Genomic DNA, 24,379 nt, shown 5'->3' with positions numbered 1-24,379 from the left:
ACGTGCGGTCGTATCGCATCGCATCGTATCGCATCGCATCGCACTGGGGCAATCATATAAAGATATCTTTATATTTGATCCCCGTTTTGATCGCGGCTAAGGCGTGGCCGTGCCGATCGGCGTAGCCTGCGTCTTGGTCGGCCCCATTTTGCACGGAGTTCCGTCGTGTCCACGACTGCTGCCACCAAGAACGATTATGTCATCAAGGATATCGGCCTGGCCGATTTCGGCCGCGCCGAGATCAAGATCGCCGAGACCGAGATGCCCGGCCTGATGGCCCTGCGCGAGGAATTCGGCGCGGCGCAGCCGCTCAAGGGCGCGCGCATCACCGGTTCGCTGCACATGACGATCCAGACCGCCGTGCTGATCGAAACGCTGACCGCGCTGGGCGCGGACGTCCGCTGGGCGACCTGCAACATCTTCTCGACCCAGGACCATGCCGCCGCCGCCATCGCCGCTGCGGGGATCCCGGTCTTCGCCGTGAAGGGTGAGTCGCTGGCGGATTATTGGGACTATGTCGGCGACATCTTCGACTGGGACAAGAATGGTGACGGCCAGACCGCCAACATCATCCTGGACGATGGCGGCGACGCGACCATGTTCGCGCTGTGGGGCGCCAAGCTCGAAGCCGGTCAGAGCTTTGGCGAGCCGGAGAATGAAGAGGAAGTCGAGTTCCAGCGTTCGGTCAAGGCCTTCATCGCCAGGAGGCCGGGCTATCTGACCCAGACGGTCAAGAACCTGAAGGGCGTGTCGGAAGAGACCACGACGGGCGTGCACCGCCTGTACGAGATCGCAAAGAAGGGCGAACTGCCCTTCCCGGCGATCAACGTCAACGACTCGGTCACCAAGTCGAAGTTCGACAATCTGTACGGCTGCAAGGAATCGCTGGTCGACGCGATCCGTCGCGCCACCGACGTCATGCTCGCCGGCAAGGTCGCCGCGGTCGCCGGTTTCGGTGACGTGGGCAAGGGCTCGGCCCAGTCGCTCCGCAACGGCGGCGCGCGCGTGCTCGTGACCGAGATCGACCCGATCTGCGCGCTGCAGGCAGCGATGGAGGGCTTCGAGGTCGTGACGATGGACGAGGCGGTGAAGCGCGCCGACATCTTCGTGACCGCGACCGGCAATGCCGACGTCATCACCGCCGATCACATGAAGGCGATGAAGCCGATGGCGATTGTCTGCAACATCGGCCATTTCGACAGCGAGATCCAGATCGCCGCGCTGTCCAACTACAAGTGGACCGAGGTGAAGCCCGGCACCGACCTGGTCGAATTCCCGGACGGCAAGCAGATCATCGTGCTGGCCAAGGGTCGCCTGGTGAATTTGGGCTGCGCCACCGGCCACCCGTCCTTCGTCATGTCGGCCTCGTTCACCAACCAGACGCTCGCCCAGATCGAGCTGTGGACGAAGTCCGAGAACTACAAGAACGAAGTCTATGTCCTGCCGAAGCACCTCGACGAGAAGGTCGCCGCGCTCCACCTCGAAAAGCTGGGCGTCCAGCTCTCGAAGCTGAGCGAAAAGCAGGCTGCCTATATCGGCGTGCCGGTCGAGGGTCCGTTCAAGCCGGACCACTATCGCTACTGATCCGCGACCGGGCTTCGGTCCGACGCGAGCAAGGGGCCGTCCGCAAGGGCGGCCCTTTTTGCATGACAGCCTGCTCTTTTCTTTGAAACGGCGCACCGTCTTCAATCTGGCGCTTTGCGGCACGATCGCGCTACAGATGCGGTCGATGTTGCGCCATGTTCCCGAAGCCTGCCCATGATCGCGATCAATAGCGTCGAGGCGGTCCTGCTGGGCGCTGGGGCCTGTCTGCTGATCGTGGCGGGCATGGTGCTGTTGTTCCTCGGTGTCCGCGCGCGGTCGGAAGCCGCGGCGGTCCGGCATGAACGCGATCGGCTGGACGCGCTGCTGCGCGCCGGGCCGGCGCTGCCGATGTTGGTGCGGGCCGATGGCGGGATCGACATGCCGCGACGGCTGGCGGACTGGCTCGGGCTCGTCGATGTCGCGCGCTTCCAGGAAGAACTGAGCGCTGATCATGGTGGCCTCGCGCCCGAGGACAATGCCGCGCTCGCCACCGATCTGACCGCGGCGCAGCGGACCGGGCGTGGTTTCCGCCGCATCGTCCGCCCCGTCGGATCGCCTCGCACGCTGTTGTTCGATGGCGCACGCGCGCCGCATGACCAGGGGGCCGGCGGGGCGGTGGTCGTCTGGGTCTTCGACATGACCGAGGCGCAGGATCAGATCGCCCGGCTGGAGCATGAGACCCGGCGACTGGGCAGCGCCTTCGAGGCTTTGACGGGGCTGATCGAGGCGGCTCCCCTGCCCATGTGGTATCGCGGGCCGGACCTGCGGCTCGCCATGGTCAACAGCGCCTATGTCGACGCGGTCGAGGGGCGCGATGCCGCCGATGTGGTCGGGCGCGGTCTGGAACTGGTCGAGGGATCGGGGCGTGGCGGACCGCTGGCGGGAGCGGCGGCGGCGCGCGATGCGGGGCGGCCGCATGATCAGGTTCTGCCCGCGACGATCGATGGCGCGCGCCGGGCGCTGCGCGTGTATGACGTGCCGTTGCCGACCGGCGACATTGCGGGGTTCGCGATCGATATCGAGGATCTCGAACAGTCGCGCGCCGGGGCCAAGCGTTTTGCCGAGGCGCAACGCGCGATGTTCGACCGGCTATCGGCGGCGGTGGCGCATTTCGGCCCGACGCGCGAGCTGGTCTTCTGTAACCAGCCTTTCCGTCGGATGTTCGCCATGCGTGCCGAATGGCTGGCCGATCACCCGGAATTCGACCGCATCCTGGAGCGGATGCGCGATGCCAAGCGCAGCCCCGAAGTGCGCGATTTCCCCGGCTGGAAAGCCGAACGCGTCGCCTGGTTCCGGCAGGCGAGCGGCGGGATCGAGGAGCAATGGCACCTGCCCGACGGGACGCATCTGCGCGTCGTGGCCCAGCCCTTGCCCGATGGCGGGCTGCTGCTGATCTTCGAGGACCGGACCGAAGAGGTGCAACTGGCCTCTGCGCGCGACACGCTGCTGCGCGTCCGGACCGCGACCTTCGATAATCTGTTCGAGGCGCTGGGCGTCTTCGCCGCCGATGGGCGGTTGCAGGTGTGGAACAACCGGTTCCGCGCCTTGTGGGGGCTGGAGGATGATTTCCTGTCCAGCCATCCGCGGGTCGACATGTTCGCCGACCGGGTGGCCGGGCGGCTGGCCACGCCGAGCCGGGCCTCGCTGATCGTCGATCTGGTGCGTTCGGCGGCGATCGAGCGGCAGCAGCGCGGCGGCCGGGTCGCACTGGCCGATGGGCGGCATTTCGAATTTGCGGGGGTGCCGTTGCCCGATGGCAATGCGCTGTTCACCCTGCTCGACATCACCGACAGCCGCCGCGCCGAACAGGCGCTGCGCGATCGGGCCAATGCGCTGGAGACGGCGGACAGGGTGAAGACCGCCTTCGTCGCGAATATGAGCTATGAATTGCGCACCCCGCTGACTTCGATCAGCGGCTTTGCCGAGATGTTGCATGGCGGGTTCGCCGGGGCGCTGCCCGACACGGCGAGAAGCTATGTCGAGGCCATTCTGGAATCCACCGAGCGGCTCGGCTTGCTGGTCGACGACGTGCTGGATCTGACGCGGGGCGGCGAGGGTGCGGAGATCGCGCGGGAGGATGTGGACGTTGCCGGCGTCGTGCGGATGGCGGCCGACACGATCCGCGCGGTCGTACGGCGGCGGCGGCTCGATTTCGCGGTCGAGATCCAGCGCTCGGTCGGGCGCGTGACCGGCGACCGGCGACGGTTGCAGGAAGTGATCGAACATCTGCTGCGCCATGCCGTCGAACAGACGCCGGAGGGTGGGCGAATCCTGCTCCATGCCGATGGCGATGCCGGGCGGGCGCGGATCATCGTCTCGGATGACGGGCAAGGGATGGACGCCGATTCGGTCGCGCGGGCCTTTGACCGTTTCGCCGAGCCGGAGATCAAGGCGACCGGCGAACGCGCGCTTGGGCTCGGTCTGCCGCTTGCACGGCAATTTGTCGAGGCGCATGGCGGGATCGTGACCCTGGTGTCCGAACCGGGCGAGGGAACGCTGGTGACGGTCGAATTGCCGCGCCGGGTGGTGGAGAAGAACAAGCCATGACGATCCGGCTGGCCGATGCGGCGGCGACCGAGGATTTCGGGCGGCGCCTCGCCGCGCATATCCGCCCCGGCGATGTCGTGACGCTGACCGGGACTCTGGGCGCAGGCAAGACCAGCCTGGCACGGGGTCTCCTCGCGGCGCTCGGACTTCCCGGCGAAGCACCGAGCCCGAGTTTCGCGATCGTTCAGCCCTATGCCCCGCCGGAAACGAGGATTCCGATCCTGCATGTCGATCTCTATCGGCTCGACGGACCCGACCAGCTCGACGAACTGGGGCTCGAGGATGCGTTATGGGACTCCGCGCTGATCGTCGAATGGCCGGACCGCGCGGGGGAAGGGGCCTGGCCACAGGCGCTGGCCCTGACGCTGGAGATGGATCCGGCCGGCGGTCGTGTCTTGACAGCCAGCGTGCCCTTGGGCTGGGAAGCGCGATGGCCGATATGACCCCTCCGGCGGATGCTCCCGCCTTTCTTGCCCGCGTCGGATGGGAAGGGGCCGTGATCGCGCCGCTTGCCGGTGACGCATCGTTCCGCCGCTATTTCCGGGTGACGCTCGACGGGCGCAGCGCGGTCCTGATGGATGCGCCGCCGCCGCATGAAGACCCACGCCCGTTCATCGCCATCGCCCGGTGGCTGGTCGGCCGGGGTTTCGTCGCACCCGCTATCCTGGGGGCGGACGAGGCGCGCGGACTGGTCCTGATCGAGGATTTCGGCGACGAGCGGATGCGCGAGGCGATCGAGGCGAACCCGGACGAGGCGATGGCGCTGTACGGCGGCGCGGTCGATCTGCTGGCCGCGTTGCGCGGCTATGCGCCCGAGGGGTTGGCGCCCTATGACGCCGCCGTGCTGCATCGGGAAGCGGCCTTGTTTCCCGAATGGTACACGCCGGCCGTCGGACTGGACGTCGATGTCGCGGCGTATCGTGCCGCCTGGGATCAGGTGTTCGACCATGCGATCACCGACAATCCGGTGACGGTGCTGCGCGATTATCATGTCGAGAATCTGATGCTGGTCGGGCCGATGCGCGGCTTCGGGCTGCTGGATTTCCAGGACGCGCTGGCCGGCCATGCCGCCTATGACCTGGTGTCGCTGCTCCAGGATGCGCGTCGGGATGTCGAGCCGTCGATCGAACAGGCAATGCTGGAGCGCTATCTGGCCGCGACCGGGGAAGGCGACGCGTTCCTCGATGCCTATCACGTGCTGGGCGCACAGCGGAACGCCAAGATCCTGGGCATCTTCACCCGGCTGTGGAAGCGCGACGGCAAGCCACGCTATGCCGCTTTGTGTCCGCGCGTCTGGTCCTATCTGGAGCGTGACCTGTCTTATCCGGTATTGGCCCCGGTAGCGGCCTGGTTCGACGACAATGTGCCGCCCGAACTGCGCGGCGATCCCCATATTCTGGCCTCTCAGGTAGCCCATCGATGACCCGACAGCTTTCGCTCCGCCCCGTGCCCGGCGGCCAGGTTCCGCGCACGGCGATGGTGATGGCCGCCGGGTTCGGCAAGCGGATGCGCCCGTTGACCGCGACGCGGCCCAAGCCGCTGATCTCGGTCGCGGGCAAGCCGTTGATCGATCATGTTTTCGACCGTCTGGTCGCGGCGGGAGTCGCAAGGGCGGTGGTCAATGTCCATTATCTCGCCGACCAGCTGGAAGCGCATCTGCGCGATCGCTTTCCGCAGATCGAGATCATCATCTCGAACGAGCGCGACGAATTGCTGGAAACCGGTGGTGGTCTGGTCAAGGCGCGGCCGTTGCTGGGCGACGATCCGGTTCTGGTGGTGAACAGTGACAATCTGTGGATCGACGGGCCGATCGATGCGATCCGCCTGCTATCCTCGCGCTGGGACGATGCGACGATGGACGCGCTGCTGATGGTCGTGCCGCTGGCCCGGGCGCATAATCACGCGGGGCAGGGGGACTTCCATCTTGGCGCGGATGGCCGGATCACCGCGCGACGGGGACGCAACCGCGTCGCGCCTTTTGCCTATACCGGGCTTCAGATCCTGCATCCGCGCTTGATCGCCGACGCGCCCGAGGGGCCGTTCTCGACCAACATCTTCTGGGATCGTGCGATCGCGGCCGAACGAGCCTATGGCCAGGTCCATCAGGGCCTATGGTTCGATGTCGGCACCCCGCGCGCCATCCCGCAGACGGAATTGATCCTGGCGGATGGCTGAACCCCGTCGCCCCCGTCTGCACACCATTCCGGCGCATCGCGGCTTTGCCGATGCGCTGGTCGCGGGGCTGATGCGCCGCGCGGGGGGCGACCCGCTGACGCTGGCACAGGGCATGATCCTGCTGCCCACCAATCGCGGCGTCCGGGCGGTGACCGATGCGTTCGTGCGGGCCAGCGGTGGCGGGCTGATCCTGCCGCGCATGGTTGCATTGGGCGATCCTGAACTAGGCGAGGCGGCGGGCTCCGCGCTCGATCCCGCCGACGCGGAGGCGCCTCCCCCTCCCGCGATCGACGCGTCGGCGCGCCGGATGATCCTGGCCCGGCTGGTCGAGGAGGAGCGCCAGCGCGCCGGGCAGCCGGTAACTGCGGCGGAGGCGGTGCGGCTGGCCGGCGATCTGGCGCGCACGCTGGACCAGATGCTGGTCGAGGAGGTCGAGCCCGAGCGGCTTGCCGCGCTCGACCTGGGGCCCGAACTGACCGAACATTGGCAGACCGCGCTTCAGAGCTTTTCGGTGGTGCTGGACCGCTGGCCCGCGATCCTGAAGGCGATGGGGCGGATCGATGCCGCGCGGCGACGGACGCTGCTGCTCGATCGTGTGACCGAGCGGTGGCGGCAAGGGCCGCCCACGGGCTTTATCTGTGCGGCCGGCGTCACCGATACCGCACCCGCCGTCGCGCGCCTGTTGCGTCGCGTGTCGGAAATGCCCGGCGGCTCGGTGGTGTTCGCCGGGCTCGACCTGACCATGCCGTCCGAAGAATGGGATGCACTTGGTCCGCACAAGCCCGATCCCGTCACCGGCCGGGCAAGGCGATCGATCGAGACGCATCCGCAATATGCGCTCAAGCTGCTGCTCGACCGGATGGGCGTGGGGCGTGGCGAAGTGACCGTCTGGCGCGGTGGCGGCGATTATGACGCGGGCGCGGCGCGCGGACGCGCGATCGCCAATGCGATGGCCCCGGCGGACTTTACCGGAAAATGGACCGATCTGCCCGCCGAGGACCGGCGATTGTCGGGTGTCGCCACCATCGCGCTCGCCACGCCCGCCGAGGAGGCGCAGGCCATCGCGCTCGCGCTGCGCGAAGCGGTCGAGGAGCCGGGGCGCACGGCGGCGCTGGTCACGCCGGATCGGGCTCTGGCCCGCCGCGTCGTGGCGCATTGTCGCCGTTGGAATATCCTGATCGATGATTCTGCCGGTCGGCCCTTGTCGATCTTGCTGCCCGGCACCTTCCTGCTGCAACTCGCCGAGGCGGCGGCGCAGCATTTCGCGCCGCTGCCGCTGCTCGCGCTCCTCAAGCATCCGCTGATCCATGGCGACATGGAGCGGGTCGACTGGCTGGACGGCGTCCGGGCGCTCGACCGTGGCTTGCGGGGGCCGCGTCCGGCGGCGGGGTTGGACGGCATCGCCGAGCATGTCGCCGATCGGCCGACCGCCGCGAGCTTCTGGGCCAGGGTCGCACCGATGCTGGAGCCGGTGGGGCGAACTTTCGGGGACGGCGCGCAGTCCCTGCGGGGTCTGCTCGCCTGCCTGCGGGAATGCGGCCAGGCACTGTGCGGCGATGCCTTGTGGACCGGACCGGCGGGACGCGCGGCGGCGGAATTCCTGTCGAGCTATGAGGAACAGGCCGATCACGGGCCCGCGCGGATCGACCCCGCTGATCTGCCGGGCCTGCTGCGCAGCCTGCTCGACGAGATCGCGGTGCGCGCCATCCCGCGGGAAGGGCAGCATCCCCGCCTCGCCATTTATGGCCCGATCGAGGCGCGCCTCCAGACCGCCGACCTGATGATCGCGGCCGGGTTGAACGAGGGTGTCTGGCCCGGCCGGCCCGCGCCCGATCCCTGGCTCGCCCCGCGAATTCGCGCGCAACTGGGGCTGGTGGGACTGGAGCAGCGGATCGGCATCGCCGCGCATGACCTGGCGCAGGCGATGGGCGCGCCGCGTGCGATCCTGACGCGGGCGCGGCGGGATGCGAGCGGCCCGACCCTGGCCTCGCGCTTCTGGCTGCGGTTGCAGGCAATGGCGGGCGAGCGGTTCGAGGCACATCCGACGCTGGCCGGCTGGGCGCGGGACCTCGATCGGCCGCGCGATCATGCCCCCGTCGAACGCCCTGCGCCCAGGCCTCCCGCCGCGCTGCGCCCCGGTGTGATTTCGGTGACCGAGGTCGATCGCTTGAAGGCCGATCCCTACGCCTTCTACGCGCGTCGCGTCCTGCGGCTGACCCCGCTTGATCCGGTCGATGCGGATCCCAGCGCGGCGTGGCGCGGCACCGCCGTCCACGATATTTTGGAGGCGTGGTGGAAGGAAGACGCGTGCGCGGTCGATGCGCTACGCCCGCGCGCGCTGGCGATGCTGCGCGACCAGCGGACCCATCCGATGATGCGGGCCTTGTGGCAGCCCCGGCTGATCGAGGCGATCGACTGGATCGCCTCCGAGGTCGCCATGAAGGCGGTCGAGGGTCGACGGGTGCTGAGCGCCGAGGGCAAGGGCGAGGCGAAGCTGGCGGGCGTGACGCTGACCGGCCGGTTCGACCGGATCGACCGGACCAGTGACGGCGGGCTGGTGGTGATCGATTACAAGACCGGCAAGCCGCCCTCGGCCGTCGCGGTGCGCGAGGGGTTCAGCCTGCAACTCGGCCTGCTCGGCCTGATCGCCGAGCGCGGCGGGTTCGAGGGCGTGACGGGCCAGGCCAGTGGCTTTGAATATTGGTCGCTCGGGCGCGGGCGCGAAGGGCTGGGTTATATCGCGACGCCGGTCGATCCCGAGGGCAAGCGCGATCGCATTCGCACCGACGAGTTCGTCGCTATCGCGGCGGCGAACTTTGCCGAAGCGGCGGCCCAGTGGCTGACCGGAGACGCACCGTTCACCGCCAAGCTGGTGCCCGAATATGCACCCTATGCGGAATATGACCAGTTGATGCGGCGGGATGAATGGTATGGCCGTGATCGGTAAAATGGCCGTGATTGTCGGGTGGGCGGCATGAACGCCCGGCCCATGGCGAGCCTGCCCCCGCTCAAGGGGCATCAAGCCGCTGCGAGCGATCCCGGCGCGCATGTCTGGCTCTCCGCCTCGGCGGGAACGGGCAAGACGCAGGTCCTGGCCGCGCGCGTGTTTCGCCTGTTGCTGCGTGGCGTCGCGCCGGAGGCGATCCTGTGCCTGACCTTTACCAAGGCGGGTGCGGCAGAGATGGCGCAGCGGATCAATGGCCGTCTGGCCGCCTGGGTGCGGATGCCCGAGACCGAACTGTTCGCCGATCTGCGCGCGCTGGGCGAGACGGCGGGGCCGGAACTGCGCGAGCGGGCGCGGACGCTGTTCGCCCGGGTGCTGGACGCGCCCGGCGGCGGGTTGCGCATCCAGACGATCCATGGTTTCTGTCAGGGGCTGCTCGCCGCCTTCCCCGTCGAGGCGGGGCTGGCGCCCGGATTCCGTCCGCTGGAAGCGCGGGAAGAAGCGGTGCTGGCGCGCGAGGCGCTGGCCCGGATGCTCGAACGCGCGGAGCGTGACGGCCGGGTGGGGTCGGTGGAGACGGTCGGCGCGCTGTCGCTGCGGCTGGGCGAGGGCGGGGCGGAGGCGTTCCTGGCCGCCTGTGCCCGCGCGCCGGGCGCGCTGGAGGCCCTGCCCAGCGGCATCCAGCCCTGGCTGCGCCGGGCGCTCGACCTGCCCTCGGGCGATATCGGCGCGGCGATCACCGAGGGCGTCGAGGATATCGATGCGGACAGTGTCGCACGGCTGGCGGGGGCCAATCGCGCCTGGGGCACGGCGACCGGTGACAAGGCGGTGGTGGTGCTGGAACGCTGGCTGGGCAGCGATCTGAGCGCGCGCGTCGAACAGCTGGAAGAGCTGATGGGCACGGTCTTCACCGCCAAGGGTGAGCCGCGCAAGGCGTCGAAGAAGCTGATCGACGCCGATCCCGATTATGAGGATATGGCGCGCGAGTTGGGCGAGGCGTGTCGCCATCTTTTGGGTCTGGCCGCGCGCGCGCGCCATGCCGACCTGCTGGCCGACGCGCTATCGGTCGGGCGCGATTATGCGCGCTCTTATGCCCAGTCCAAGCGGGCGATCGGCGCGGTCGATTTCGACGATCTGATCCGCACCACCGTCGACCTGCTCCAGCGGCCCGGTATTGGCGAATGGGTGCGCTACAAGCTGGATCAGGTGACGGAACATGTCCTGATCGACGAGGCGCAGGATACCAACCTTAACCAGTGGCTGATCGTCCGGGCGCTGGCCGACGAATTCTTCGTGGGGCGAGGCGTTCACGCGCCCTCGACCCGGACCTTGTTCACCGTCGGCGATCACAAACAGGCGATTTTCGGCTTTCAGGGCACCGACCCGATCAATTTCCAGGCGGCTGAGCGCTATTTCGCCGATCGTGCGCAGACCGTGCTGGGGGACGATGACTGGCCTGAGGAGGAGCGCGGGCTGCCATTCAACCGACTGTCGCTGACGCACAGCTTTCGCTCGACGCGCCCGATCCTTGAGTTCGTCGATGCCGCGATCGAGGTGCTGGGCGAACCGGGCATGGGTATGGGCGGCGCGGTTGAACGCCATGCCAGCGAGGTGAGGGGCCCCGGCTGCGTCACCCTTTGGCCGCCTGTCGCGGCGGGGGGAAGCGACGAGGACGAAGAAGGCTGGATCGACGATGCCGTGCGCAAGGTCGCGACCGACATCGCACGGGCCGTGCGCCGCTGGCTCGACGAAGGGCTGATGCTGGAGAGCAAGGGCCGCAGGCTCGAGCCGCAGGACATCATGATCCTCGTCAAGCGGCGCGGGGACCTCGCCTCGCTGATCGTCGCCCGGCTCTATGCCGAGGGGGTGCCGGTGGCGGGGGTCGACCGGCTGCGGCTCAACGCGCCGCTGGCGGTGCAGGACCTGCTGGCGGCGGTGCGGTTCGTGTTGCAGCCCGAGGACGATCTGTCGCTCGCGTCGCTGCTGGTGTCGCCGCTGATCGGCTGGACGCAGGAGCGGCTGATGGTCGCGGGGCACCGGGAGAAAGGCGCGCTCTGGGCGCACCTCATCCGTACCTTGCCGCCCGAGGACCTGGCACCGCTGCGCCAGATGCTGGCGCGCGCCGACGTGTCGACACCCTATCAGTTTCTGGAGGAGTTGCTGTCGGGCCCGCTCGACGGTCGTCGCAAGCTGATCCGCCGGCTGGGTAGTGAGGCACGCGATCCGATCGAGGAATTGCTGGGCGCGGCGCTGACCTTCGAAACCACCACGACGCCGTCGCTTCAGCGTTTCCTGGACTGGTTCGATCGCGGGGACGTCGAAATCGTGCGCGATCCGTCCGCGCCGCTCGACGCGGTGCGGGTGATGACCGCGCATGGATCGAAGGGGTTGCAGGCGCCGCTGGTCATCCTGGCCGATGCGACGGCGGACCCGACCGCCTCGCCGCGCTCGATCCTCCGCTGGACGCCGGAGCCGGGTGCATTGCCCATCCCGGTCTTCCCGCCCCGCGCGGAGGAACGGGGCGGACCGCTGGACGCGGTGGCGGCGGAGATCGCTGCACGCGAACTGGCCGAGCATTGGCGGCTCTTCTACGTCGCGGCGACGCGGGCCGAGGAGCGGTTGGTCATTGCGGGCGCTCTGGGCAAGCGGGCGGCGGGGGAACCGCCGATGCATAGCTGGTACGCCACCTGCGCGCGCGCGATGACCGCACTGGGGGTGGCCGAGGGAGAGCCCGGCGACGGGCAGGCGCGCGAGTTTGTTGGACTCACACCCCAGGAGCCGGTCGCGCCGAAGGGCGGGCCGGTCACCACCCCTGTTTTGGCACCCGAGGCCGCCGCCTTGCCCGATTGGGTCCATCGGCCCGCCCCGCAGGAGTCGCGCCCGCCGCGTCCGCTGGCACCGTCGTCGCTCGGCGAGGATCTGGTCGCCGATCCACCGCCGACGCCTGCAATGCGCGCGGCGGCCGAGCGGGGGCGGTTGATTCACTGTCTGCTCGAACGCCTGCCCCCGGTTGCGGCCGAGCGGCGGCGCGATGCGGCGGAGCATTGGCTGTTGCGCGCGGCCGGCGTCGAGGATGCCGGTCTGCGCGCCGATGTGATGCGGGCGGTCTTCGCGATCCTGGACGATCCGGCCTATGCCGATCTGTTCGGGCCGGGGTCGCTGGCCGAGGCGCCGATCGCCGCGACGCTGGCGAACGGGCTGGTCGTATCGGGGCGGGTCGACCGGCTGTTGATCGGGGCCGATGCCGTGCGGCTGATCGACTACAAGACCGGGCGACGCGCGCCATCGGGAGTCGAGGACGTGCCGGTTTTCCATCTGGCGCAGATGGCGGGCTATGCGGCGGCGCTGGAGGTGATCTTTCCCGGCCGACAGGTGTCGGTGGCGCTGCTCTACACCGCCGGACCGCGCCTGATCCCCGTTCCCGACGCGGTGTTGGCGGCGCACAAGCCCGACTATCGCAACGGGGAGCAAAGCTTGCCATTCGGTGGTTGAGCCACCGAACGCGGCATCCTAGATGAACGCTATCCAAGGAGTGAATGAAACATGGCAACCAAGAAGATCACCGACGCCAGCTTCGAAGCGGACGTCCTGAACTCCGATAAGCCGGTGCTGGTCGATTTCTGGGCCGAGTGGTGCGGTCCGTGCAAGATGATCGGTCCGTCGCTGGAAGAGCTCTCGGAAGAACTGGGCGAGCAGGTGACGATCGCCAAGCTCAACATCGACGACAATCCCGACGCGCCCGGCCGCTACGGCGTGCGCGGCATCCCGACGATGATCCTGTTCAAGGGCGGTGCCGCCGCTGCGACCAAGGTCGGTGCCGAGCCCAAGGGCCGGATCAAGGCGTGGCTCGAAGGCGCGCTGTAAAAGTTGTTTTCGTTTTGAACGAAGGGCCCGAGCGCGAGAAAGGCTTGGGCCCTTTGTCCGTATAGACTGAAATGTCTGCCGGGCCTTGCACCGATGACTATCGCGGCCGTTGGTGGTGACGCGTCGGGTTTCCGGAGTTCGTGGTCGGTGCTCGTGGATAGCGCGATCACGCGCTCTCTGTATTGCCGATAATTGTAGATTTGGTGCCAAGCCTCTGGTTCGATCAGGCCTTGCGCGAGTGGCCATACGCGACCGAAATGGGCCACGCGTCTAGGACTCTTTTCAATCTGGCGTTCCTCAGATCGTGCGCGCGATCTCAAGGCAGGGCGCATAGCGGACGCTTTTCGATCCGCAATCAATCCTTGGCGAAGGCGCGCGGTCGGCTATCGCCGGTCAGGCGGCGGTACGTTCCTCGTCGATAATGGCGCGGGCGACCACCGCGCATTGGCCGCATTTGGGCTGACGCCCCAGCGCGCGGTACATTTGACAGGGGGTCAGCGATCCCGCACGGGCCGCATCGCGGACCTGGGATTCCCGAATGGCATTGCAGACGCAGACGACCAAGATTCTCTCCTCGGCGATAGGTGCCTTGTAGGGCTAATGAGAGTTGGTCGCAAGGACTTTGCGAGGCATTTGCATCTATTCTCGCATGTTGGGCCGGTATCCGTTGGCGGCGGCGCGCCATAGCCGCTCGATCGGGCCTTGGCCAAAGCGGTCCAGCCAGGGCTTGGACCAGAGCAGCATGATGGCCCAGACGACCGGCACCGCAAGGTAGCAGGCGGCACGGTCCCAGCGCGCGAACTGCCCCAGCCCATGGCCATGGAATAGCAGGGTCATCAGGACGCTGGTGCCGAGATAATTGCTGAGCGCCATGCGTCCGGCCGCCGCGAGGTGAGTGGTCCACCAGCCGCCGGGCCGCAACGCGAGCAGGATCAGCGCGGCATAGCCGATGGTGCCGACCAATCGAAATGGCGCGGTCAAGAACAGCTCGGCCAGCGCGACCGCACGCACGTCAAAGCCGCTGGCCATGACTCCGCAGGCGATGATCGCATAGGCGGCGACCGAAATGCCGAGCCCCCATCGGGCGTAACGGCGATAGCGCGCCCGTTCCCATTGTGCCGTCAGGAAGCCGGACTTGAACAGCGCCATGCCGAGCAGCATCGCGCTCAGTGTTTCCGGGCCGATCTCGATCAGGTCGAACAGCGGATTGCTGTTATGGGCGAGGCGAAAGGCCACCGCAGAGCTCCATGGCCCGCGCATCGCCGCGATCTCGCGGGCAAGATCAACAGGCCCGGGTGTGCCGAAGGCGAGTTGATAGGCGTTCCAGAGGGCAAGCGATTGCGGTGTATCGCGCGCGGCAGCGGTCAGCAGCCCGAGGCAGGCGAGCCAGCCATTCGTCATCTGTAGCCCGACGAGGATGCCGACCGCGATCAACAGGGATCGGATCGACAGGCCGACAAAGCCGAGCGCGATCACGCCGACCAGCGCATAATGCGCCAATATATCGCCCGACCAGATCATGGTCCGATGGATCAGCCCGATGACGAATAACACGCCCATCCGCCGCAGGTGCAGCGCGGCGCCGTTCGCCCCCGCCGCGTCGGCCCTTTGCAGGATGAGGAGGAGCGACGCCCCGAACAACAGCGAGAACAGTCCCCGCATTCGTCCATCGACAAGGGCCTCTGTCACGAACCAGACGATGATGTCGATCATGCGCCCACCGCCCCAGGCGATCGGGTTGGCATAGGCCGCATCGGGCAGCGCGAAGCCGGGCAGATTGGCCAGCAGGATGGCCATCACCGCGACCCCGCGTAGGGCATCCAGTGTCAGCAGCCTTTCGCCGGTTCGCGGAGGCGGGCAGGGGGCCGGAGGGGAGCTGTCAGCCAAGGAAACACTCCAGGTCCGATTCCGGCTTACCGCCCTCGGGACAGGTTGCAACCGCGCGGGAGCGGGGCGGATTGCTGTTGCGAGGGGGGATGCGGTCGATCGTTCAGTCGACGGCCCGATCTGGCATGTGCCGGGAACGGTGTCTTCCCGGATTGTTGCCTCGCTCGCCCTGTGGCCCGGAGATGGATGGCCACCGCGTCATGGCCCTCCAACGGTCTCGCGCCGGGCGGAGCCCCGGCATGAGGCCGGGGCTCCGGGTTCGGGCGATCAGGCGAGAGGGGCGTCGCTGCCCATCAGGGCGGGGAAGAAGCCCTCATGCGCGCGGCGCAGGTCATCCAGTGCAACGACGAAATCGCCATCCTCACGCTCGAAGATCAGACGCGTACCGGCCGTGCGGCCGATCCGCTCGACCTCGACGCCCGCCTGGTGCGCATTGGAGAGGAAATCGACCAGGGCAGTGTCCTCGACCGTCGCGACGTACAGACCCTGGTCTTCGGCGAAGAGCTGGCGGCAGGCTTCGCCGGTTTCCGGGAACTGGATCAGCGCGCCGACATTGCCCGCCAGCGCCATTTCGGCGACCGTCACGGCGATGCCGCCGTCCGACACGTCATGCACGGCGGTCAGATGCCCGGCGGTGATCGCTTCGCGCACCACGTCGCCGGTGCGACGTTCGGCATCCAGATCGATCGAGGGCGGCGGGCCCGCCTCGCGGCCTTCCAGCCCATGGATCTCGCGCAGCCACAGCGACTGGCCGATCTCGCCCTTGGGCGTGCCGATCAGGACGATGACATCGCCGGTCCCCTTGAAGGCAATGGTTGCCGACTTCGACCAGTCGGCCATCAGGCCGACGCCGCCGATCGCCGGGGTCGGCAGGATCGCCGAACCGCCGCCGGTCGCCTTTGATTCGTTGTAGAGCGAGACGTTGCCCGACACGATCGGATAATCCAGCGCACGACACGCCTGGCTCATGCCGTCGAGGCAACCGACGATCTGGCCCATGATCTCGGGCCGCTGCGGGTTGGCGAAGTTGAGGCAGTTGGTGATGGCGAGCGGCTTGGCGCCGACCGCGGTGATGTTCCGCCACGTCTCGACCACCGCCTGCATGCCGCCCGTCACCGGATCTGCATAGCAATAGCGCGGTGTGCAGTCGGTGCTCATCGCGAGCCCCTTTTGCGTGCCATGGACGCGGACCACGGCGGCATCGCCACCGGGGCGCTGTACCGTATCGCCGCCGACCATATGGTCATATTGTTCCCAGATCCAGCGACGCGAAGCGATGTCGGGCGAGCCCATCAGCTTGAGCAGATCGGCGGCCGGGTCCTGGCACCCCGGCGAAGCGATGGCGGCGGGCACCTGTGTTGGGACATGCGGACGATCGTACAGCGGGGCATCGTCGGCCAGCGGTGCGAGCGGGATGTCGCACACCACGTCGCCCTTGTGGCGCAGCACCATACGTCCGGTATCGGTGACGTGCCCGATGACCGCGAAATCCAGTTCCCATTTGCGGAAGATCGCCTCGGCGAAATCCTCGCGACCGGGCTTCAGCACCATGAGCATCCGCTCCTGGCTTTCCGACAGCATCATCTCATAGGTGGTCATGCCCTCTTCACGCTGGGGCACGTCGTCCATGATGAGTTCGATGCCGACGCCGCCCTTGGACGCCATCTCGACCGAGGAGGAGGTCAGGCCCGCCGCGCCCATGTCCTGGATCGCGACGATCGCGTCCGATGCCATGAGTTCGAGGCATGCCTCGATCAGCAGCTTTTCGGTGAAGGGATCGCCGACCTGCACGGTCGGGCGCTTGGCATCCGCATCCTCGCCGAAATCGGCCGAGGCCATGGTTGCGCCATGGATGCCGTCGCGGCCGGTCTTGGACCCGACATAGACGATGGGATTGCCGACGCCGCTGGCGGCCGAATAAAAGATATTGTCCTGATCGGCGACGCCCACGGTCATCGCGTTGACCAGAATGTTGCCGTCATAGGCGCGGTCGAAATTGACCTCGCCACCGACCGTCGGCACGCCGACGCAATTGCCATAGCCGCCGATGCCATGGACCACGCCCGAGATCAGGTGGCGCATCTTGGGATGGTCGGGACGGCCGAAGCGCAGCGCGTTCAGGTTCGCGACCGGCCGCGCGCCCATGGTGAACACGTCGCGCAGGATGCCGCCGACACCCGTTGCCGCACCCTGATAGGGTTCGATATAAGACGGGTGGTTGTGGCTCTCCATCTTGAAGATCGCCGCCTGGCCGTCGCCGATATCGATGACGCCCGCATTCTCGCCGGGACCGCAAATGACCTGAGGCCCTTCGGTGGGCAGCTTCTTCAGGTGGATGCGGCTCGATTTGTAGCTGCAATGCTCGGACCACATCACCGAGAAGATGCCGAGTTCCACGAGATTGGGTTCGCGGCCCAGCGCGGTCAGGACGCGCTGATATTCTTCTTCGGACAGGCCGTGGTCGGCGACGATCTGGGGCGTGATCTCGGTCATGGCCCGCGCCTTTAGCGAGGTGTCGCGGGTTCGTCACTATCGCTGTGCGGATTGAGGCGGGTGGCGATGACCGGGCGGCCCCGCGAGCGGGCTCGGAACGGCGGCATTATCCCAGCAGCAGGGCCGCCGCGATTGCGATGCCGGAAAATGCCAGCGCGGCGGCAATCCAGCCTGCGCCGTTGCGGATCGCGGCCTCGACCCCCGATGTCGAGACGGCGGGTTGCTCGCGCTCCAACCGGGTCGCGGTCGCGCGGATCAGGCGCGGCAGGTCGTCGCCCAATCGGTCGAGTTCCAGCGCCAGCGCGGCCGCGCGCCGGGTCCAGCGTTCGGGCGAGAGCCGCGTCTGGACGATTCGCGCGCTCGCGCGACGCAGCGCGGTGGACAGGTCGAAATCGGGCTGTATCCCGCTCAGCACGCCGTCGATGGTGACGAGTGCCTTGAACAGCAACAGCATGTCCGGCTGCAGGACGATCCGCTCCTCGCGCAGCACCGGAAAGACATCCGCCAGGATGGCGGCCAGCCGCAGGACGCCGCCGCCGTGCCGCGCCATCAACCGATCGGCGACCGCCTGAAAACGCTCTGGTGGGATGTCGTTGGTCTGCGACCATTGCTTTAGGGTTTCGGCGAGCAGCGCCGGATCATTGTGCATGATCGACTGGATGAAGGCGATCACTTCCTCGCGCCGCCGGGGGCTGACATGGCCGATCAGACCGAGATCGATGAGCGCGATGCGATCGCCCGGCAGGCAGAGCAGATTGCCCGGATGCGGATCGCCGTGAAAGCGCCCGTTGATGAGCGCCATATCCAGCACGATGTCCGCGCCTGTGGAGGCGATCGCGGCGGGGTCGATCCCCGCGTGTTGCAGGGCGCCTGCGCTGCGCGGGGGGACGCCATCGATGAAATCCATCACCAGCAACGTTTCGGACGACCATTGCCAATGGATCGTCGGCACGACCACGCGGGGATCGTCGGCGAAATCCTGGCGCAGGCGATCGGCGTTGCGCCCTTCATTGGTGAAGTCGAGTTCCTCCAGGATGTCGCGGCCCAGTTCGCGCACCATGCGCGCCGCGCCGTAGCGCCGGGCTTCGGCATTGGCCGCCTCGACCAGCGCCGCGAACTGCGTCAGGAGGCGCAGATCGGCCTCCACGACGGCGCGGATTCCCGGACGACGGATTTTCAGCACCACGTCGGTGCCATCCTTCAACGTCGCCCGGTGAACCTGCGCCATCGACGCGGCGGCCAGCGGTTCGGGATCGAACCGGCGAAAGGCGGCTTCCGGCGCCTCGCCCAGTGCTTCGTCGACCTGCGCGCGCAACGCATCGTAGGGCAGGCGCGGGGCGGCGCTGTGCAGTTGCTCGAACTCGGCGATCCAATGCGGCGGGAGCAGGTCGGCGCGGGTGGCGAGAATTTGCCCCAGCTTGACCCAGACCGGTCCCAGTGCCTCCATCGCCTGCCGTGTGCGCGACGGCAGGTCGAAGGGCAGGGCGTCCGGGTCGCGCCGCGCTGGACCAAAGCCCAGTCGCGCCAACAGCACGTCCAGGCCGAAGCGGGAGGTGGTGGCGACCACCTCCGCCAGCCGGGCGCGGTCGCGTGCCGCAACACGGATCGCCCCCAGCATCATGGGCTTAGAGATAGGGCGGCTGGGTAAAGCCCGCCGGGCTGAGCGTGAAGATCTCACAGCCCTCTTCGGTGATCCCGATCGAATGCTCGAACTGTGCCGACAGCGAACGGTCGCGAGTCACCGCGGTCCAACCATCGTCGAGCAGTTTCACGTCGGGCCGGCCGATGTTGATCATCGGTTCGATGGTGAAGATCATGCCGGGCTTCAACTCGGGGCCCGTGCCGGGGCGGCCGGCATGGACCACCTCGGGCGCGTCGTGGAACAGCAGGCCCAGGCCATGACCACAGAAATCGCGGACGACGCCGTAGCGATGCTGTTCGGCATGACGCTGAATGGCATGGGCGACGTCGCCCATATGGTTGCCGGGCCGCGCCTGTTCGATGCCGAGCATCAGGCATTCATAGGTCACCTCGACCAGCTTGCGCGCCTTCAGGGGCACGTCGCCGATCAGGTACATGCGGCTGGTATCGCCATGCCAGCCATCGACGATCGGGGTGACGTCGATATTGACGATATCGCCGGATTTCAGCGTCTTATCGGACGGAATGCCGTGGCACACGACATGGTTGATCGAGATGCACGACGAATGCGCGTAACCGCGATAGCCAAGCGTGGCGGGCACCCCGCCGCGCGTCAGGACGAAATCATAGATCAGCCGGTCGATCTCGGCGGTGGTGACACCCGGCACCATATGGGGCACGAGCATGTCCAGCGTCTCGGCCGCCAGACGGCCCGCCTTGTGCATGCCGTCGAACGCCTCGCGGCCCCAAAGCTTGATCGCGCCATCCCGGCCCTGGGGGGCGTCGGCGGAAACAGTCACATAATCGGTCATGCCGGGCGATATAGCGTGGCGCAGCGGATTTTGCGAGGCTATGTCCGGGCGCATGACATCCGAGCGTATCTGGACCGCTGCGCTGATCGTGATCGGCGATGAAATCCTCTCCGGCCGGACGCAGGACCGCAATGTCGCGCACCTGGCCTCGTGGCTGAACGTCCAGGGCATCGGGCTGGCCGAGGTGCGCATCGTCGGCGATCGGATGGATGCGATCGGGGAGGCGGTGAACACGCTGCGGATACGGAACGACTATCTGTTCACCACGGGTGGGATCGGGCCGACGCATGACGATATCACGGTCGACGCGATTGCCGCCGCGCTGGGCCTGCCGGTTATCGAGCATCCCGAGGCGCGCGCGATCCTTGACGGCTATTATGCCGATCGCGGCGGCGTCAGCGTGGCGCGCGCGCGGATGGCGCGGACGCCCGAAGGCGCGTCGCTGATCCCCAATCGCGTGTCGGGTGCTCCGGGGATCCGGATCGCCAATATCTTCATCATGGCGGGGGTGCCGCATATCACTGCGGGAATGCTCGACGCGCTGACCGGCACGCTGGAGGGCGGGCGCCCCGTCGTCTCTGGCACGATCGGCTGCTGGGTCGGGGAGAGCGAGGTCGCCGACCTTTTGCGGGGGGCCGAAAAGGCGCATGAGGGCGTCGCGATCGGCAGCTATCCCTTTTTCCGGGAAGGCCGCACCGGCGCCAATTTCGTCGTGCGCAGCCCCGACCCGGCGCTGGTGGAAGCCTGTCTGCGCGATCTGAGCGATGCGCTGGAGGCACAGGGGCACCGCGTCGTTCCGGGCGGCATCTGACCCGGCGCAAGGCTTTTTTAAGCCGGATCGCGCCATTTTCCTGCGCTTTGCATCTTGTCAGGACGGGGCGCGGCGCGGCACGGCGCTTCCGGCGGGTGGCGCGGCCGGGCTGTGTCGCTTTGAGTGTCTTTTGGGTTTGGAGTGTTCCCAATGCGGATTGCGGTGATCGGAACGGGCTATGTGGGGCTGGTCTCTGGAGCGTGCTTCTCGGATTTCGGCCATCATGTGGTCTGTGTCGACAAGGACGAAAGCAAGATCGCGGCGCTGCATGAGGGGCGTATACCGATCTTCGAGCCGGGCCTCGACGCGTTGGTCGACACCAATGTGAAGGCCGGGCGTCTGGAGTTCACCACCGACCTCGCCGAAGGCGTGAAGGGGGCGGACGCGGTGTTCATCGCGGTCGGCACACCGTCGCGACGCGGGGACGGCCATGCCGACCTGTCCTATGTCTACGCCGCTGCAGCGGACGTGGCGAAGGCGGCCGAGGGCTTCACCGTCGTCGTCACCAAGTCGACCGTGCCCGTCGGGACCGGCGACGAGGTCGAGCGGATCCTGCGCGAAGCCAATCCGAGCGGAGACTTCGCGGTCGTATCCAACCCGGAATTCCTGCGCGAAGGCGCGGCGATCGACGATTTCAAGCGGCCCGACCGCGTGGTCGTGGGCGGCCATGACGAACGCGGCATGGCGGTGATGCGTGAAATCTATCGCCCGCTGAGCCTCAATCGCGCGCCGGTGATCGAGATGTCGCGGCGCGGGGCCGAACTGACCAAATATGCGGGCAACGCCTTCCTCGCGACCAAGATCACCTTCATCAACGAAATCGCGGACCTGTGCGAAAAGGTCGGCGCGGACGTACAGGAGGTCGCGCGCGGGATCGGGCTCGACAACCGGATCGGCTCCAAATTCCTCCATGCCGGACCCGGCTATGGCGGCTCGTGCTTCCCGAAGGACACGCTGGCGCTGCTCAAGACCAGCCAGGACTATGAAGCGCCGCAGCGGATCGTCGAGGCGGTGGTCTCGGTGAACGACAACCGCAAGCGTGCCATGGGGCGCAAGGTCATCGCCGCCATGGGCGATGATGTGCGAGGCAAGACGGTCGCGGTCCTCGGCCTGACCTTCAAGCCCAACACCGACGACATGCGCGACAGCCCGGCGATCGCGGTCATCCAGACGCTGCAGGACGCGGGCGCGCAGGTCCAGGCCTATGATCCCGAGGGGATGGAGCAGGCGCGCAAGGTGCTCGACAACGTCACCTATTGCGACGGCGCGTATCAGGCGATCGAAGGCGCCGATGCGCTGGTCATCGTGACCGAATGGGACGCCTTCCGCGCGCTCGACCTGAAGCGGGTGAAATCCATGTTGTCGCAGCCGATCCTGGTCGATCTGCGCAACATCTATCCGCGCGACGTCGTCGAGCGTGAAGGCTTCGTCTATACCGCCGTCGGCCGCTGATCGGCATGACGACGCCGATCCTCGTCACGGGTGCGGCCGGGTTCATCGGCCACGCCACCGCGCACCGTCTGCTGGACCGCGGGGAGACGGTGATCGGCGTCGATATCGTCAACGACTATTATGATCCGGCGTTGAAGGACGCGCGGCTGGCGACCTTTGACGGCTGCGACGGCTTCCGCTTTCACCGGATGGATATCGCCGATGCCGAGGGGATGGCGCGGTTGGTCCGGGACAATGGCGTCACCCGTGCCGTCCATCTCGCGGCGCAGGCGGGGGTGCGGTACAGCATCACCAATCCCTTCGCCTATGAACGCTCCAACCTCGCGGGTCATCTGGCGGTGATGGAGGCTTGCCGTCACCAGCCGGGTTTCGAGCATCTGGTTTATGCCTCGTCCAGTTCGGTCTATGGCGACCGCCCGATGGGCGGGCAGGGGTTCAGCGAGGACGAACCCTCCATCGCACCCGTCTCGCTCTATGCCGCCACCAAGCGCGCCTGCGAGTTGATGAGCCAATCCTATGCGACGCTTTACGGCTTTCCGCAGACGGGATTGCGCTTCTTCACCGTCTACGGGCCATGGGGACGCCCCGACATGGCGTATTTCTCGTTCACCGACCGGATCATGGCGGGGGCGCCGATCGAGGTTTATGGCGAAGGGCGGATGGCGCGCGATTTTACCTATATCGACGATATCGTCGACGGCATCCTGGGCGCGCTCGACCATCCGCCCGCGCCTGGCGAACACCGGGTGTTGAACATCGGGGACAGCCATCCCGTCCCCTTGATGGAGATGATCGCGACGCTGGAACGCGCCATCGGTCGCCAGGCCGTCAAGATCATGCGCCCGATGCAGCCTGGCGACGTCACGGCGACCTATGCCGACGTGTCCAAGCTCCAGGCGCTGACAGGTTATGCCCCCAGGGTACGACTGGCCGAGGGGCTGGCGCGCTTCGCGGCATGGTATCGGGACTATTACCGCCTCTGACAAAGCTCCGGCAAAAAAGCACGTCTGGCGCTTGCCAAAGCGATCGGGCTTGAATAGGTGGCATTCCACCCTGGTCGCATCCGATACGCGATTGGGATGTCGGACGGGCCTCAGCCTAAGTCCCGCGCGGGTGTAGCTCAATGGTAGAGCAGGAGCTTCCCAAGCTCACGACGAGGGTTCGATTCCCTTCACCCGCTCCAAAATCCTGTCTGGCGTTGGTTGCCAGAAGTTGAAAAAGCCCTGTTTTCCGCTAGTTTTTAGGCGATCACTGGTTGTCGGTGATTGCCTCTGCCTGCCTGCTATCGCGCATGATGACCCCAATGCCGCCAAGCGGCAGGCGCGCTTTGAAGCAAGCGTCCGTGCAAGCAACAGGTTCACGGCTGTCGCCGAGGAACTGATCGAAAATAAGGGCCGGGAGGGCATCGCGCAAGCCACGTTGGAAAAACAGCGTTGGCTTCTCAAACTGCTCGGCACCGACTTCGGCAGGCGGCCGGTCACAGACATCACACCACAGGAGTTGCTTCACGAACTGAGGAAGCACGAACGGCGGGGCCGGTTGGAAGCCACCAAGCAATTGCGCTCATTTGCCAGCCGCGTGTTCCGTTACGCGGTGGCGACTGCGCGGGCCGAGCGTGACCCCGCCCAATTGCTGCTGGGCGCGCTGACCACGCCGAGGGTCAAGCATTTCGCGGCGATCACCGATCCTGTCGAGTTCGGCGCCTTGCTTCGAGCGGTGGAGGATTATCAGGGCGACCCGTCTGTCATGTATGCGCTGAAACTCACGCCCCATGTGTTCCAGCGTCCCGGTGAAATCCGGCAGATGGAATGGAGGGAGATCGACTTCGACAAGGCCGTCTGGATGGTCGTGTCCGTAAATGTGGTGTAATTTCGGTCGTGGCACCGGGCTGCATCGATCAGGCGGCCTTGGGTGTAATCTGTAGCGGCGTCACCTCCTCGATCTGTGGTGTGGCGAGAGCGGCCATGCCCTCGATCTGCATGTAGCGGTTCTGGAGCTGGTATTCGTCGTTCTGCTCGAGGAGCACCGCGCCGATGAGGCGGGTGATGCTATCCTCGTTGGGGAAGATGCCGACGACATCGGCGCGGCGCTTCACCTCCTTGTTTAGTCGTTCCAACGGGTTGGTGGAGTGCAACTTCGTCCGGTGCTGTTCGGGGAAGGTCATGTAGG

At 67.0% G+C, this 24,379-nt stretch carries 18 protein-coding genes and 1 tRNA gene; 13 read left to right on the top strand and 6 right to left on the bottom strand.

The window, feature by feature from the left end:
• Nucleotides 1-165 precede the first annotated feature (165 nt).
• From ahcY to trxA, 8 genes are all read left to right on the top strand, one after another.
• The gene (gene ahcY / locus RN629_RS10565; RefSeq protein ID WP_407035207.1) at nucleotides 166-1,584 is read left to right on the top strand and encodes an adenosylhomocysteinase; all 1,419 of its coding nucleotides are present in this window, start codon (nucleotides 166-168) and stop codon (nucleotides 1,582-1,584) included.
• Nucleotides 1,585-1,758: 174 nt separating this feature from the next.
• A complete protein-coding gene (locus RN629_RS10560; protein ID WP_407035206.1) occupies nucleotides 1,759-4,131 on the top strand; it encodes a sensor histidine kinase in 2,373 nt (790 codons plus the stop codon).
• Complete coding sequence (tsaE, locus tag RN629_RS10555; RefSeq protein ID WP_407035205.1) at nucleotides 4,128-4,574, top strand: tRNA (adenosine(37)-N6)-threonylcarbamoyltransferase complex ATPase subunit type 1 TsaE; 447 nt, start codon at nucleotides 4,128-4,130, stop codon at nucleotides 4,572-4,574. Before RN629_RS10560 ends, tsaE begins: the two co-directional genes overlap by 4 nt.
• The gene (locus RN629_RS10550; RefSeq protein ID WP_407035256.1) at nucleotides 4,571-5,554 is read left to right on the top strand and encodes an aminoglycoside phosphotransferase family protein; all 984 of its coding nucleotides are present in this window, start codon (nucleotides 4,571-4,573) and stop codon (nucleotides 5,552-5,554) included. The genes tsaE and RN629_RS10550 overlap by 4 nt, the downstream gene beginning before the upstream one ends.
• Nucleotides 5,551-6,306, top strand: a complete 756-nt coding sequence (locus RN629_RS10545) for a nucleotidyltransferase family protein (RefSeq protein WP_407035204.1) — start codon at nucleotides 5,551-5,553, stop codon at nucleotides 6,304-6,306. Before RN629_RS10550 ends, RN629_RS10545 begins: the two co-directional genes overlap by 4 nt.
• Nucleotides 6,299-9,253, top strand: coding sequence for a double-strand break repair protein AddB (gene addB, locus RN629_RS10540; protein ID WP_407035203.1), 2,955 nt, complete (start codon nucleotides 6,299-6,301; stop codon nucleotides 9,251-9,253). Before RN629_RS10545 ends, addB begins: the two co-directional genes overlap by 8 nt.
• 27 nt (nucleotides 9,254-9,280) lie before the next feature.
• Nucleotides 9,281-12,742, top strand: coding sequence for a double-strand break repair helicase AddA (gene addA, locus RN629_RS10535; RefSeq protein ID WP_407035202.1), 3,462 nt, complete (start codon nucleotides 9,281-9,283; stop codon nucleotides 12,740-12,742).
• Between the two features lie 51 nt (nucleotides 12,743-12,793).
• Nucleotides 12,794-13,114: a thioredoxin gene (trxA, locus tag RN629_RS10530; RefSeq protein WP_407035201.1), complete on the top strand. Its 321-nt coding sequence runs from the start codon at nucleotides 12,794-12,796 to the stop codon at nucleotides 13,112-13,114.
• Nucleotides 13,115-13,507: 393 nt separating this feature from the next.
• Here the strand turns inward: trxA and RN629_RS10525 are convergent, their stop codons facing one another.
• The 5 genes from RN629_RS10525 to map all read right to left on the bottom strand — a co-directional run bounded on the left by RN629_RS10525 (nucleotide 13,508) and on the right by map (nucleotide 19,947).
• Nucleotides 13,508-13,678: a (2Fe-2S)-binding protein gene (locus RN629_RS10525; RefSeq protein ID WP_407035200.1), complete on the bottom strand. Its 171-nt coding sequence runs from the start codon at nucleotides 13,676-13,678 to the stop codon at nucleotides 13,508-13,510.
• Nucleotides 13,679-13,753: 75 nt separating this feature from the next.
• Nucleotides 13,754-15,001 (bottom strand): DUF418 domain-containing protein, encoded by a 1,248-nt coding sequence (locus tag RN629_RS10520; protein WP_407035199.1) that lies wholly within the window; start codon nucleotides 14,999-15,001, stop codon nucleotides 13,754-13,756.
• 267 nt (nucleotides 15,002-15,268) lie between these two features.
• A complete protein-coding gene (purL, locus tag RN629_RS10515; protein ID WP_407035198.1) occupies nucleotides 15,269-17,494 on the bottom strand; it encodes a phosphoribosylformylglycinamidine synthase subunit PurL in 2,226 nt (741 codons plus the stop codon).
• A 106-nt stretch (nucleotides 17,495-17,600) separates the two neighbouring features.
• A complete protein-coding gene (locus RN629_RS10510; protein ID WP_407035197.1) occupies nucleotides 17,601-19,112 on the bottom strand; it encodes an ABC1 kinase family protein in 1,512 nt (503 codons plus the stop codon).
• A 7-nt stretch (nucleotides 19,113-19,119) separates the two neighbouring features.
• Entirely contained in the window at nucleotides 19,120-19,947 is an 828-nt protein-coding gene (map, locus tag RN629_RS10505) for a type I methionyl aminopeptidase (protein WP_407035255.1), read from the bottom strand.
• 52 nt (nucleotides 19,948-19,999) lie between these two features.
• Here map and RN629_RS10500 point away from each other — a divergent pair, with 52 nt between their 5' ends.
• From RN629_RS10500 to RN629_RS10480, 5 genes are all read left to right on the top strand, one after another.
• Nucleotides 20,000-20,758 (top strand): competence/damage-inducible protein A, encoded by a 759-nt coding sequence (locus RN629_RS10500; protein WP_407035196.1) that lies wholly within the window; start codon nucleotides 20,000-20,002, stop codon nucleotides 20,756-20,758.
• A 150-nt stretch (nucleotides 20,759-20,908) separates the two neighbouring features.
• Nucleotides 20,909-22,210, top strand: a complete 1,302-nt coding sequence (locus RN629_RS10495) for a UDP-glucose dehydrogenase family protein (protein WP_407035195.1) — start codon at nucleotides 20,909-20,911, stop codon at nucleotides 22,208-22,210.
• Nucleotides 22,211-22,215: 5 nt separating this feature from the next.
• The gene (locus tag RN629_RS10490; protein ID WP_407035194.1) at nucleotides 22,216-23,193 is read left to right on the top strand and encodes an NAD-dependent epimerase/dehydratase family protein; all 978 of its coding nucleotides are present in this window, start codon (nucleotides 22,216-22,218) and stop codon (nucleotides 23,191-23,193) included.
• A 126-nt stretch (nucleotides 23,194-23,319) separates the two neighbouring features.
• Nucleotides 23,320-23,393: transfer RNA gene (locus tag RN629_RS10485), tRNA-Gly, on the top strand.
• A gap of 29 nt (nucleotides 23,394-23,422) precedes the next feature.
• Nucleotides 23,423-24,079 (top strand): tyrosine-type recombinase/integrase, encoded by a 657-nt coding sequence (locus RN629_RS10480; protein WP_407035193.1) that lies wholly within the window; start codon nucleotides 23,423-23,425, stop codon nucleotides 24,077-24,079.
• A 28-nt stretch (nucleotides 24,080-24,107) separates the two neighbouring features.
• Here the strand turns inward: RN629_RS10480 and RN629_RS10475 are convergent.
• A partial coding sequence (locus RN629_RS10475) for a transposase (protein WP_407035192.1) occupies nucleotides 24,108-24,379 on the bottom strand: 272 nt, incomplete at its 5' end.

The sequence above is a fragment of the Facivitalis istanbulensis genome (genome assembly GCF_040560405.1).
Taxonomy (GTDB): domain Bacteria; phylum Pseudomonadota; class Alphaproteobacteria; order Sphingomonadales; family Sphingomonadaceae; genus Sphingomonas; species Sphingomonas istanbulensis.
This window is presented reverse-complemented; position numbering and strand designations above follow the sequence as displayed.

Coding starts and splice junctions, on each gene's coding strand:
- RN629_RS10560 (WP_407035206.1), top strand. CDS start 1,759: ATGATCGCGATCAATAGCGTCGAGGCGGTCCTGCTGGGCGCTGGGGCC.
- tsaE (WP_407035205.1), top strand. CDS start 4,128: ATGACGATCCGGCTGGCCGATGCGGCGGCGACCGAGGATTTCGGGCGG.
- RN629_RS10550 (WP_407035256.1), top strand. CDS start 4,571: ATGACCCCTCCGGCGGATGCTCCCGCCTTTCTTGCCCGCGTCGGATGG.
- RN629_RS10545 (WP_407035204.1), top strand. CDS start 5,551: ATGACCCGACAGCTTTCGCTCCGCCCCGTGCCCGGCGGCCAGGTTCCG.
- addB (WP_407035203.1), top strand. CDS start 6,299: ATGGCTGAACCCCGTCGCCCCCGTCTGCACACCATTCCGGCGCATCGC.
- addA (WP_407035202.1), top strand. CDS start 9,281: ATGAACGCCCGGCCCATGGCGAGCCTGCCCCCGCTCAAGGGGCATCAA.
- trxA (WP_407035201.1), top strand. CDS start 12,794: ATGGCAACCAAGAAGATCACCGACGCCAGCTTCGAAGCGGACGTCCTG.
- purL (WP_407035198.1), bottom strand. CDS start 17,494: ATGACCGAGATCACGCCCCAGATCGTCGCCGACCACGGCCTGTCCGAA.
- RN629_RS10510 (WP_407035197.1), bottom strand. CDS start 19,112: ATGCTGGGGGCGATCCGTGTTGCGGCACGCGACCGCGCCCGGCTGGCG.
- map (WP_407035255.1), bottom strand. CDS start 19,947: ATGACCGATTATGTGACTGTTTCCGCCGACGCCCCCCAGGGCCGGGAT.
- RN629_RS10500 (WP_407035196.1), top strand. CDS start 20,000: ATGACATCCGAGCGTATCTGGACCGCTGCGCTGATCGTGATCGGCGAT.
- RN629_RS10495 (WP_407035195.1), top strand. CDS start 20,909: ATGCGGATTGCGGTGATCGGAACGGGCTATGTGGGGCTGGTCTCTGGA.
- RN629_RS10490 (WP_407035194.1), top strand. CDS start 22,216: ATGACGACGCCGATCCTCGTCACGGGTGCGGCCGGGTTCATCGGCCAC.